Source organism: Nonlabens sp. Asnod3-A02 (assembly GCF_045063755.1).
Taxonomy (GTDB): Bacteria; Bacteroidota; Bacteroidia; order Flavobacteriales; family Flavobacteriaceae; genus Nonlabens; species Nonlabens xylanidelens.
Genome location: NZ_JBEFOC010000007.1, coordinates 495,284 through 508,474, shown reverse-complemented (window position 1 = coordinate 508,474; position 13,191 = coordinate 495,284). Strand labels below are relative to the sequence as shown.

General features: G+C 33.9%; 10 protein-coding genes. 6 read left to right on the top strand and 4 right to left on the bottom strand.

Translation table 11 applies throughout. The features are described 5' to 3' along the window. The first annotated feature begins 47 nt into the window (after window positions 1–47). From ACJJVN_RS05600 to ACJJVN_RS05585, 4 genes are all read left to right on the top strand, one after another. Window positions 48–1,148: a hypothetical protein gene (locus ACJJVN_RS05600; RefSeq protein WP_405377413.1), complete on the top strand. Its 1,101-nt coding sequence runs from the start codon at window positions 48–50 to the stop codon at window positions 1,146–1,148. Window positions 1,149–1,159: 11 nt separating this feature from the next. Continuing rightward, window positions 1,160–2,617 (top strand): T9SS type A sorting domain-containing protein, encoded by a 1,458-nt coding sequence (locus ACJJVN_RS05595; protein ID WP_405377412.1) that lies wholly within the window; start codon window positions 1,160–1,162, stop codon window positions 2,615–2,617. 169 nt (window positions 2,618–2,786) lie between these two features. Further along, window positions 2,787–4,589 carry a hypothetical protein gene (locus ACJJVN_RS05590; protein ID WP_405377411.1) on the top strand — a complete coding sequence of 601 codons (1,803 nt, stop codon included), beginning with the start codon at window positions 2,787–2,789 and terminating at the stop codon, window positions 4,587–4,589. A 15-nt stretch (window positions 4,590–4,604) separates the two neighbouring features. Continuing rightward, entirely contained in the window at window positions 4,605–5,978 is a 1,374-nt protein-coding gene (locus tag ACJJVN_RS05585; RefSeq protein WP_405377410.1) for a hypothetical protein, read from the top strand. Window positions 5,979–6,084: 106 nt separating this feature from the next. Here ACJJVN_RS05585 and ACJJVN_RS05580 read toward each other — a convergent pair whose 3' ends face one another. The 3 genes from ACJJVN_RS05580 to ACJJVN_RS05570 all read right to left on the bottom strand — a co-directional run bounded on the left by ACJJVN_RS05580 (window position 6,085) and on the right by ACJJVN_RS05570 (window position 9,465). Next, complete coding sequence (locus ACJJVN_RS05580; protein ID WP_405377409.1) at window positions 6,085–6,885, bottom strand: alpha/beta hydrolase; 801 nt, start codon at window positions 6,883–6,885, stop codon at window positions 6,085–6,087. A 9-nt stretch (window positions 6,886–6,894) separates the two neighbouring features. Then, entirely contained in the window at window positions 6,895–7,686 is a 792-nt protein-coding gene (locus tag ACJJVN_RS05575) for a hypothetical protein (RefSeq protein WP_104515347.1), read from the bottom strand. 150 nt (window positions 7,687–7,836) lie between these two features. Then, the gene (locus ACJJVN_RS05570; RefSeq protein ID WP_104515348.1) at window positions 7,837–9,465 is read right to left on the bottom strand and encodes an acyl-CoA carboxylase subunit beta; all 1,629 of its coding nucleotides are present in this window, start codon (window positions 9,463–9,465) and stop codon (window positions 7,837–7,839) included. 12 nt (window positions 9,466–9,477) lie between these two features. On the opposite strand from ACJJVN_RS05570, the gene ACJJVN_RS05565 reads away from it, so the two are divergent. Together ACJJVN_RS05565 and ACJJVN_RS05560 are read left to right on the top strand one after the other, a co-directional pair. Then, entirely contained in the window at window positions 9,478–10,746 is a 1,269-nt protein-coding gene (locus ACJJVN_RS05565) for an aspartyl protease family protein (RefSeq protein WP_405377408.1), read from the top strand. A 140-nt stretch (window positions 10,747–10,886) separates the two neighbouring features. Further along, window positions 10,887–11,393 carry a hypothetical protein gene (locus ACJJVN_RS05560; protein ID WP_405377407.1) on the top strand — a complete coding sequence of 169 codons (507 nt, stop codon included), beginning with the start codon at window positions 10,887–10,889 and terminating at the stop codon, window positions 11,391–11,393. An 87-nt stretch (window positions 11,394–11,480) separates the two neighbouring features. Here ACJJVN_RS05560 and ACJJVN_RS05555 read toward each other — a convergent pair whose 3' ends face one another. Then, window positions 11,481–13,124, bottom strand: a complete 1,644-nt coding sequence (locus ACJJVN_RS05555) for a SulP family inorganic anion transporter (RefSeq protein WP_405369427.1) — start codon at window positions 13,122–13,124, stop codon at window positions 11,481–11,483. Between the last annotated feature and the right edge of the window lie 67 nt (window positions 13,125–13,191).

The following is a 13,191-nucleotide window of genomic DNA, read 5'->3' as shown; positions in this document are numbered from 1 at the left end:
CGACTCTTAATTAATTAATCTTACCGAAAATTAAAAAACCAATATTTATGAAAACTCATATACTCTCATGGGCTAGTGCAGCTATGCTCCTATTTAACGTGATTACCTTACAAGCTCAAACTACATGGACGGTAGATAATACGACAGGTGCTGGGGCTCAGTTTACTGATGTTCAAAGTGCTATTAATGCAGCTAGTGATGGTGATACAATTTATGTCCAACATTCTATAACTCCATATTCAGGTACTAATGGAGCTCCTATTATGGTTGACAAACAGTTGACAATTGTTGGGCGATCTCATTTTGACAATAATTTTGTAACAACAACTAGTCAAATTGTTCTTACCAACGGATCTAGCGGTACATTACTTAAAGGTTTGTACATCGCTGGTGGTGGCGTTGATACGCAAGTGGACCCAATGATTTCTAACGCCGTCATCTCAAATATCACAATTCAAGATTGTCGTTTAAATGGATCCCGATTTGGAGCTAATAACTCGCAAATACCCTATACAGTATCTGGTATCAATATATCTGGATGCGATACTGGTGGATTAACAATTGCAAGCTTTGCTCAAAATATCACAATAAAAAATAATCTAATAAACGGAATTTCAGTTTCAAAAGCTGATGAAATAGTTTTATCTAATAACATAATCTATTTAAGTTCTGTTGGTCAAATTATAACCAATTCTGACTCAATTAATACTCTCGTTGTATTTGATAACGTTTTTTATAGTTCTTCACCTAATGTCAATAACTTTGCTATTTCTGGAAATTATCAATTAAATAATTGTCTTCTTTACTCACAGGGATCTACTACTGCAATGAATGTAACCTCCAGTAATAATGCTGCAACTCAAAATATTCTAAACTGTATTTTCAATCAAGATCCTTTATTTGCAAATCCAGCGACTTACTTTTCTCCTGCAGTACCGTTAAATAATCTTCCAGACTTTACCGTGGGGGCTGGTTCTCCACTCATAGGCGCAGGAGTAAACGGCGGCGATATAGGTTTTGAAACTGGGTTTATTTTTAAATATCTAGGTAATCCAAAAGGCTATCCAGAAGTAAAAGTGACTAATTATACTGGTGCTACTTCTTCTAACGGTACGGTAACTTTTGACATCGAAGCTCGTTCTCACTAAAATTAACTAACATGAAAAATTATATACTTTTCTTATTGTTGGTTATAGGTCTCGCTTTCGCGAAAGCGCAAAACATCACCAACGCAGAATATTTTATAGATACAGATCCTGGTGTAGGTCAAGGAACTGCTTTAACTGTGAACAATATTGGTAACGATATTACCGACAGTTTTACGGTAAATGTGGGTACGCTATCGGTAGGATTTCATAGAATGTATGTAAGAGTACAGGATACTAACAATGTATGGAGTTTGTACCATAACTTTTTATTTTATGTAGATGATGCCACACCTATTACTAATCCTACGTTGCCAGCCATAGTAGCAGCAGAATACTTTCTTGGAGGAACAGATCCTGGTTTTGGTAACGCTACGGCAGTAACGCTTGCGGCTACAGGGAATCAAGATCAGTTTATGTTTGACATCGACTTTTCTAGTTTTACCAGTTGTACTACAACTCCTTTTCATTTAAGAGTACAAGATGCAAATGGTGTGTGGAGTCTGTATGATTTTGACCCAGCTCTTTTGATAGATTTTGACGCTCCTGTTGCAGACGTTGCAACGCTAGCCGATGTGCAGGGAACTTGTGAGGTTACAAGTCTTACTGCTCCTACTGCTACTGACGCTTGTACAGGAATACAAGTTACCGGAACAACAAATGCTACTTTACCTATCAACTCAAACACTGCAATAACATGGACCTATGATGATGGTAACGGAAATACGGTTACACAAACTCAAAATGTGGTAATTGTAGATAATACCGCACCTGTTCCAGATAGCAATACTCTTGCAAATGTTACGGGAGAATGTGAACTTACTATGCTTACTGCTCCTACCGCAACAGACAATTGCGCTAGTACTGTTACTGTAAGCAACGATGCTGTATTCCCTATTACATCTAATACAGTGGTGACCTGGTCTTATGATGATGCTAGAGGAAATACTACCACTCAAACTCAAAATATTATCATAGCAGACACTACAGATCCTGTCGTGATAGGTCAAGATATCATTATAGATCTTGCTGGAAATAGTTCCATTTCCATAATTCCGAGTGATGTAGATAATGGTTCTAACGATAACTGTAGCGCTGTAAATCTTGCCGTATCACCTGATACTTTTACCGCTGCAGGTATTTATACGGTAACACTTACCGCGACTGATGCTACCGGTAATACTGGCTCTACTACAACACAAGTAACTGTAGACAACACTTTGAGCAATGAAGATTTTACTCTTAGCAAGCAAATATCCATTTATCCAAATCCTACTAGTTCTATGATTTACATTAAAACTACGGTAGATGTTGTTCAATTAGATGTATATGATCTTCATGGAAAACTATTACTAGAAAAAAGAAGTTCTCTTGGTTCACTTTCTGTTGAGAGTTTAAGTGATGGTGTTTACTTAATGAAAGTCACAACTTCTACAGGAGAATTTACGATAAAGAGAATCATCAAAAATTAGAAATACACCGTATTCTAATGAATCTACGATTAATAACAATTAGGGAACGTTATTAATTCTAAAACCTCCATTTATAATTAGTGGAGGTTTTTACTAAAAATCAAAATGGCCCTATTCAGGATATTTTTCACACTGTTTTTCTATTCTATATTGATAAATAATTCTTTTTATGAAGCACTTTAATCATTGCAATCGATTTATATTCATTTTCATTAACCTAGTAGTCGTGTTGATCTCTACAGTCCATGCACAATCCTATAAAAAGACTTACAATCAAAACATAAACCATAATGTAAGGAATCAAAATGGTAAGAATCTTACTTTAAACTTTGCCGTTCAATATGACGCCTTTTTTGGTGAACCATTAATCAAATCAAGAACTAAGATTACCAATGAAGGAAATTTTATAATATATAATGGTAAAAAATATACTAGAGAACAAATAGGAGATAAAGCGTTTGATAATGTTGAAATAGGATTGGTAAATGTTGCATTTGATATTTATCAAGGAAGTATTAAGGTAACTACTGTCCAATTAGATAATGAATTATCAGTTTCATTTATTGCTGGAAGCCCAGATTGGGATGAACTGTGGCCTGGGGTGAGCGAAGAGCGAGCAAAACAAATATGGAAAGAAGGTTATACTATCCGAAATGCACGACTTTACAATGTTAAATTTAATGGGTTTTATGGGATTGAAAGTTATTTAAAAAATATAGAACAAGAGAAGGTAAAGCAACAACAAGCAAAGGAGAGAAAAGAATTAGAAGAAAAACGCAAGAAAGAGCAGGAAGCTGAAAAAGTAAAACAAGAAAAAGCTACAGCTTCTCAAAATCAAACAAAAGCTTCTGATAATACTTCTATCGCTTATTCTAATACAAAACCTTCAAATAATTCAAGCAACAGTTATAACTCTCAAAGTTCTAACAGTAATGCTCAATCTTCTTACCGTACAGCTGTTCAAGAGCAACAACTAGCCTATAAACGTAAACAAGAAGCTTATGCAGAAAAGCAAAAGCGCGAGCAAGAAAGGCAAATTGCTGAATTAAACAAGAAAATAAAAGAAAACCAGAAAAATTACGAAAGGTTAACTGTAGCAAGTAATCAAGCAAGTAATGAATTAAGTCAGGGAAACTATATGAAAGCTGGTGTTACAATGGCAACAGAATATGCGAAACAAGGAAATAAGACTGGTGCATATGTAAGCCTCGCGGCAGGTACAATAGGAGAGCTAATTAAAGTTAATGCAGAAAATAAACGAAGAAGAGAAGCTGAAGAACAAAGACAAAGAGAGTTAGAAAGAAAACGTCTTGAAGAAAAAAGAAAATTAGAGGAGATTGAACGTAAGAAAATAGCTGAGGAAAAATTGCTAAGAAGAACGTTCAATATGCTAGCAAATCGAATTAGAAATGATAAAGAAGGCATAATTCGCAAACGTGTGAATGCTATTAAAAATGAAAAAAATATGGAACCTACTTATAGTCTACAAACAAATGATCCGATTTATTTTCATTATGTACTTATTGATAAAAATTACGACGATATCAGCGAACGATTAGTTTACCCACGCACTATTGATATAAAAATTAATACCGAACCAAAAATATATGTTTCACCTGTTATTGCTATCCATCCCAATGTCAGAGGTGAATTCAAATACATTAAGGATATAAAAAAAGAACTAGAAGAATCATTCTCAAAAGATCCTACCAAAATTTTTCAATTACGTGGTTGGTCATTTAATCAAGAAGAAATAAACCAAAACATCAAAACTTTGAGTGATAAAGCAATTAATGCAGGTTTTCAGATTAACTATGATGAACTAGGGCTAGTAGACTATGAAGAAAAAAATACGGAAAGCGTATTAAAATCAAATTATTGGAATACTCAAGTTCCTACTAAAAAAGATACTCTTAATCCTTCAATAGAGATAAAAAATAACAAACCTAATTATTGGAAAAATAACAATTAAACTAAATAAATCAACATGAAAATTAATACCATCCAACTCACTTTTCTTATTCTATTTATAAGTTGCATAAGTTTTGCTCAAAATTCTGAGTTAGCCAGAGGCTATTACGTTAAAGCAAGAGAAAGCATGTCACAAGATAAATATCAAGAAGCTATAAATTATATTGTTAAATCAAGATCAGAACTAGGAGCTAGTAATCCAGATTTAGATTTTATGGAACTAAGCGCTAGGTTGAAATTAAATCCTATAGATAAAAAAATTGAGGCGCTAGGAAATACTTTCATGCAAGAGGCAACTAGAGATGATGATAGAAGAACTAAGGTTAGTTTAATGATTATAGAGCACAGAGATGCAATAACCGCTGAAGATAATTTAAGAGAAAAATTGCTGGTGAAGGCAAATAAAAATGAGCCTCATGACATTAGAAAATTTATCGAAAAGTACCCCAATGATGATAAAACTATTGGCTTAAAAAATAAGTTAAACTCAATAGAAATAAATTTAGTTGAGAAAATAAAAAAATCTCCAAGTGAAAAAATGTTTGATGATTATGAAAAATTCTTTCCAGAAGGAAAATTTACTAAAGAGTTAGCAATTTTATTTGAAAAATATGACGAAGATCAGGAATATAAAGACCTATTAGGGTCTAACAACTTAAATGAAAGGAGCGATGATCTTTTAGATTTTTTAAATGATTACCCTCAATCAGATCATAAAGAAGAAATTGAAATGTTATTGGAAAAAGCATTACTGAATAACTCACAACTTTATTTTGAACAAGACAAGTTTTATAATGCAAAGAAGGAAATACAAACTTATAAAACAAGATATCCTAATGGTGAAAATATTGATCAAATTAAAAAAATAGAATCAAAGATTAAAAAGAGTGAAGCTAGTGCAGAAAGAAAGTCAAATCGCCATGGAATCGCCTACATCGGTCTATCTTCAGATACAGATCAAGTTTATGGAATACAGTTTGGTGCATTAAGAAACGATAGAGTAAGTACTTATTGGAATTTGGGAGGTAATGAAAATCTTTTTAACTTGACTTTTAGCCCTGACGAAACAGTGGAAAGTATACCAGAAAGTGTAATTGACGATTTAGAAGTAGCGATTATTCAGTCCAGTTTTGGTGTACATTTTAAAGTAGCGTATCCTATATGGATGTATGTGGGAGCCGGAGCAAGATATACAGAATATTCTTCTGAAGATGTAGAAGATAGTCCTGTAGTAACTACCGAAGATCCTAAAAGTATTTTATTTTTCCCAGAAGCTGGGTTTAATCTTAAATTAGGAAACTTCGGTTACTTAACAGCAGGTTCAAAATATCTCAACAAAGATTTTATCTTTCAATTCGGGATTGGTTTTAGTATGGGTAAAAGAGGTTAATATAATTTTAATAGTCGTTAAACCTAAAACCTCCATTTATAATTAATGGAGGTTTTTACTTTTTGTATTAAGAAACATCTGTTTCTCCTATTCAACTAACTATTTTTTAATTATTTAAAATTTCATTGAGCTTTTGTAATGCTTCTATATTACCTCCCATACCGTTATGGCCTTGATTTTCTAATTTATATAATGGAATATCAAATTCTTTGCTCAGCATTACAGAAGATTCTATGGGTATTACTTTATCCTCTACACCGTGAAATAAATATATTGGCATATCACATTCTTTTAAATACTCATTTGTAGCAAGATCATATCTTAAAATAAACGTCGGTATTAAGGAATACTTACGTTTCATCATATCGGTCATGCTGTAGTATGGTGATTGTAATATTAGTTTTGCTGGTTTATTTTTAGATGCAAGATGTGCTGCAATACCTGTACCTATAGAATATCCTAAAACATGAATCTTATCTTCTGTATAGGTCTTTTTAAGGTCATCATAAACATCTTGTGCATCTTCAAAAAGTTCTTCTTGATTTGTGATCTGGTCAGAGCTTTTCCCGTACCCAGAATAATCCATCATTAAAACATCATAGCCTAATGGTAAAAAATTCTCTGACTCATTACCTACAGATTTTAAACTACCAGCGTTACCATGTAAATAAAGAATGACACCTTTTGAGTTTTCATTTTTAAATAATAAGGTGTTGATACGGTGTCCAGATCTGGCGACAATATCTCTTTCTATAAAATCATTCTTAAATTGAAATTCATGCTCTTGCGTTAATTGCTCTGGAAAAAAGAGTATACTTTCTTGATAGAAATAAAGCAAACTACAAACTAACACATAGCCTGCAATAGCAACGATAACAAGACCCTTAAATAATTTCTTTAAAAACATATTTAGTTATTAATCATCTGATTTATGATTCAATCGCTCCACAAATTTTTCTACATTGAACTTTATGTCGTCTTCTCCTATTTGATCAAAAGGATTTTCTAGGTGCTCTTGAATATTTTCTAAACTTACAAGAATCATCGTTAGTAAGATAGGAATCACAAATTCCAGTCCCCAAGACATCTCTTCTGCTTTAAACGCAAAGTAAGGTCCATAAAGTATGGGCAACACCTTAATAAATAAAGAACTAAAAGCTCTAAGAGTTCTAGGTGTGCGGTACTGGTAAATGTGTTTAATAGATTCAAAAGATACCATCATCTTTTGTAAATATTGATTGGTACGTGAGCACTCACCTGCAGACAGCCCTTCACCTCTCAACTCATGTTTTATGTATAATGAAAAATCAGAAAAACTATCATAAACTAGTTTCTCGTTTTCAATAAGTTGCTCTTTAGGACTGGTAAACATGGTCCTTAGATTATTGAAAAAATCAAATATGATCGTGTTCATCTTAGTCACATTTTCAGGCTTTGGATGGTCCAACCAATCTCTAGAAACAAAGAATATAGCTCTTAAATATCCTTTTATCGCAGCATATTCTTTTAAAGCAGCTTCTCTACGTTTATAAGCTCCACCTATAGAAAACACTATCGGAAAAATAATTGATGTCGCTACTAGAGTTAATGGAAACTCGGCCTCGTACTTATAATGGATACATATCGCTGTAGAGATAACGGCCAGTAAAGAGATTATTACCGTTTGTAAATTTACTATGAGTAAGAACCTGTTGAAAAATTGTTTCATGAAATACTATTAAAAAAAACTTCTTGAGAAAAGTCAATAAAAAAATGTCATACTGAACTTATAGAAATGGACCTGAATATCTATTCGCAGATCATCTTCGACAAGTTCAGACTGACATCTAAAACTCTGTTGTATAAAAATTACTGTACGCTATGTCTGTATCACTCCTAGGTTAAAATCCTTTGTAATAGGTGCATGATTTGCTGCCTCTATTCCCATAGAAATCCATTTTCTAGTATCACGCGGATCTATAATCGCATCTGTCCATATTCTAGACGCTGCGTAGTATGGAGACACTTGTTTATCATAACGGTCTTTCGTTTTTGCAAACAGTGCTTTCTCTTCTTCTTCAGATAGTTTTTTACCTGATTTTTCTAGAGATGCTTTTTCAATTTGCATCAATACTTTTGCGGCACTATTACCTGACATTACTGCAAGCTCAGCAGTAGGCCATGCAAAAATTAATCTAGGATCATAGGCTTTACCACACATCGCATAATTTCCTGCACCATAACTATTTCCTATAACCACCGTAAATTTAGGAACGACAGAATTAGAAACAGCGTTTACCATTTTTGCTCCATCTTTTATAATACCACCATGCTCAGATTTTGATCCTACCATAAAACCAGTAACATCTTGAAGGAATACTAGAGGTATTTTCTTTTGATTACAGTTTGCAATAAAACGAGTCGCCTTGTCAGCACTATCGCTGTAAATCACACCACCGAATTGCATCTCGCCTTTCTTAGTTTTTACAATCTTGCGCTGGTTTGCAACTATACCTACAGCCCAACCATCCATGCGTGCATAACCTGTAATTAATGTCTGTCCATAACCGTCTTTATACGCTTCAAAAGAACCTGCATCTACCATACGATTAATAAGCTCCATCATATCATATTGAGCATTACGTTCTCTGGGTAACGCGCCGAATAGACCTTCTGGATCTAATTCTGGTTTCTTTGCTTCTACTCTATTGAAACCGGCTTTATCGCTATCGCCTATTTTATCAAATATTTTCTTGATTTTATCTAGAGCATCCTTATCGTCTTTTGCCTTATAATCTGTCACACCACTAATCTCGCAATGCGTCGTTGCTCCACCTAGTGTTTCATTATCTATAGATTCTCCTATAGCAGCTTTTACTAGATAAGAACCAGCAAGAAATATACTTCCTGTTTTATCTACTATCAACGCCTCGTCACTCATAATAGGTAGATAAGCACCACCTGCAACACAACTACCCATTACGGCAGCTATCTGAGTGATTCCCATACTACTCATGACCGCATTGTTTCTAAATATGCGACCGAAGTGTTCCTTATCAGGAAAAATCTCATCTTGCATAGGTAGATAAACACCTGCACTATCTACTAGATAAATTATAGGTAATCTATTCTCAATAGAGATTTCTTGAGCACGTAAGTTTTTCTTTCCTGTAATAGGGAACCACGCTCCAGCTTTTACCGTTGCGTCATTTGCCACAACTATAACCTGTCTACCTTGCACATAACCTATTTTCACCACCACACCACCACTAGGGCAACCGCCATGTTCCTCATACATACCATCACCAGCAAATGCGCCTATCTCTATAGCATCTTCTGCATTATCAAGTAAGTAATCGATACGCTCACGAGCAGTCATCTTACCTTTGGCATGAAGTTTTTCAATACGCTTTTTACCACCACCTAGGGCTACTTGAGCAAACTTTCTTCTCAAGTCAGAAAGCAGCATTTTATTATGATCTTCGTTTTTATTGAAGTCTAAATCCATGTAAATAAGTCTTTGCTCAAAAATAAGGATTTTGTTACTATAACGATGGTAAATGTTCCGCTTTCGCGAAAGCGAGACCCATATAATTTCTATATTTATAACCTACAACCATATAGAATGAAAAAATACCTCTACCTAGCCTTTGTTTTCTTAATAATAAGCTGTGGCAGTTTATCAAAAACATACAATTCTGGAAGCCTACTTACTGAGTATTATAAAGAAGTATTGCCTTTTAATTACGATAATAATCTGGCAATAATTGAGGTTGTTATCAATTCAAAAAGGTACAATTTTTTAGTAGATACAGGAGCACCTACTGTTATTTCTAGCAGTATTTATAAAGATATAAATGTAAAACCTGCTCATCAAATATCTGTTTCAGATTCTCAAGGACAGAAGGATAAAAAGGAGGTCGTTATTGTGCCAGAGATCAAATTAGGTAATCTAACATACAATAATATAGGTGCTGTGGTAGCTAGTCTAGATGATGTTTTTGAGTTTAAATGTATGAAAATAGATGGTATTATAGGGGCTAACCAAATGGCAAAATCATTCTGGAAATTTGACTATCAAAATCACGAGATCACTATTACAGAACAGTTATCTAATTACGATTTATCTTCTTATAAGGACACGCTTTCTTTTACAACTTCTATGCAAAAAACGCCTTATGTAAAAGGAACTATCAATGGTTTAACCACCTCTTTTACTTATGACACAGGTTTTACTGGTCATATAGATGTAAGTAAAAAACTAGCCGATTTTCCAGATGCTGTAGGAATTACAAGATTGGGAAATTCTAGCGTGGGACTTTATGATGCAATAGACTCTGTTAGTACGAGAACGGTAAAAATGGACAGTGTAAAAATAGGTGCTATAGATATGAAAACTCAAATTGTTGATCTAGATCATGGTAGTTTAATAGGGAATAAATTCATGAATAAACATGATGTCATTATGGACTGGTCATCTCAAAAAATCTACTTAAAGAAAGTAAAGGAATATCAAGATACTCAAGAAACTTCATTTGGTTTTAATTTTAGAATAAAGGACAATAAAGCTATAGTAACAGGGCTTATCAAAGAATTTCCTAATGAATTAGAGCTAGGAGATCAACTGTTATCTATTAACGATTTTGACTTTAGAGATATTAATAAAGATAATGCCTGTGAGAAATGGAACAACTATAATATCACTGAATTAGATACGGTAAACATAACATACCAGCGTGATTCTGTAGAATATAAAATTACGTTACTACGTAAAGAATTGTTTAAATAGAAGGAATATTAAACAGTTGTTTTAAAGAATGGATTATTTATAAAACCAGAATTAAGGTTTTGAAATGTTTTTGTGAGACCATTTATATATACTTGCTGCATGGGTTATGGAGTAAGGCTCATACATCTAAATTCTTTATTATGAAATACACCTTCTTATTAGCAGCGCTATTTATTACAAATTTATCTTTCTCACAGAACATGAGTAATGATAAACTGGATACTATTTTTAAAACTGTCAGTGATACCATTCAAGGTGAGAATGGTAGGTGGCAATTTGTAATCAATGACATACCTATTATTTGTGTAACTGATGTCAACCATAATAGAATGCGCATTATTTCTCCTATAATAGAATATTCTAAACTAGATGAAGAGATGAAAACCAATGCTCTAGTAGCAAATTTTCATACCGCACTGGACGTTAAGTATGCCATTTCAGAAGATCTCTTATGGTCTGTTTTTATACATCCATTAAAAGAACTTACTGAAAAGCAAGTGGCAGATGCTGTGAAACAAGTCTATCTGGCTCATGTGAATTTTGGTACTACTTACAGCAGCACTCCGTTAGTTTTTCCTGGAAGCAATAAGAATATAGAAGAAAAAGATGAGCCTAAAAAAACGACTTTTAAAACGCATAAAGCGTAGTATTACATCATCTTATTTATAAAAATAAAACCTCTATAAAGTAATACATCACTTTATAGAGGTTTTGTTTTTTTAAGAAGTTATTTACTATACCTCAGCATCCATTAAGTCTGTTGCTATATGGTAACGTGGGTCTTCAATACTACTTTCTATAATCGTATCAAATTCTGGATTGTTGCGCATTAATAACTCCTTACACTCAGGGCTAAGATGCGTTAACTTTATTTCTTTACCTAGATCTAGATATTTATTTGCAATACCTCTTAATGCCTCTATACCAGAATGATCTTGCACACGAGCTTCTATAAAGTCTATTTCTACTTTATCAGGGTCGTTTTTAGGATCAAATTTCATATTAAAATCTGTTACAGAACCAAAGAATAATGGACCCCAGATCTCATATACTTTAGTACCATCTGCTTTAAGGCTTTTACGAGCTCTAATACGCTTTGCACTTTCCCATGCAAATACTAATGCAGAGATAATTACACCTACAAATACCGCGATTGCCAGGTCAAACACAACCGTTACCACAGATACGGTAATCAAAACTAATGCGTCTGACTTAGGGATTTTACGTAATATTCTAAAACTAGACCATGCAAATGTCTCGATAACCATCATAAACATAACACCTACTAACGCTGCAATAGGTACTTGCTCAATATATTCATCTGTAAAAAGTAAGAAGACTAATAAGGTTAAAGACATCATGACACCAGATAGACGGCCACGTCCACCTGCATTGATATTAATAACCGTCTGTCCTATCATACCACAACCACCGGTACCACCGAATAAACCGCTGATTATATTACCAGCTCCTTGTGCTACAGACTCTCTATTACCACTACCACGAGTCTCTGTAAGTTCATCCACAAGATTCATAGTCATTAAAGACTCTATTAATCCTACCGCAGCAGCTAGAAAAGCATAAGGAAGTATAAATTTAAAAGTCTCTAAATTTATAGGTAATTTATCCCATAACTCTGTATTAAAAGTAGGTAACTCTCCTTTAAGACCAGTACCACCACCATCTCTTATATAAGAACCTACCGTACTCACACCTTCCATATCACCTAATATAACAATAGCGGTTACTACGATAATAGCCGTAAGCGCTGCTGGTATTTTCTTAGTTAACTTAGGTAAAAAGAATACGATAGCCATAGTAAGTGCTACCAGTGCGATCATAATGTATAATTGAGATCCTTGCATATAAGTAGCTATATATTCTGTAACACCATTTTCATCTACAACTGCGTTTCTATTTCTAAACATTTTTACTTGTGCCCAGAAAATTACAATAGCAAGACCGTTTACAAACCCCATCATTACTGGATGTGGTATTAATCTAACAAATTTACCTACCTTAAATACACCAGCTAGCACCTGAATAATTCCCATTAAAATTACCGCTGCAAATAGATAAATGTATTGCATGTTATCTACTGGCACATCCATAGCAAGACCTTTATCATGTCCTTCTATAATCAAATCTGCAAAAATCACGGCTACTGCACCAGCTGCTCCAGATATTAAACCAGGACGACCACCAAATAATGCCGTAATTAGTCCTATCATAAAAGCACCTGAAAGAGCCACTAAAGGATCAATACCTATAACAAAAGCAAATGCTACCACTTCTGGTATCATCGCTAGAGAAACGGTTATTCCAGAGAGAATATCATCCTTAGGATTACTGGTAAAATTATTGAATATCTTGCGCATAATGCTTGATTTTTAAGCGTGCAAAAGTACATCTTTTTAGGAGAATGATAAGTGTTCCGCTTTCGCG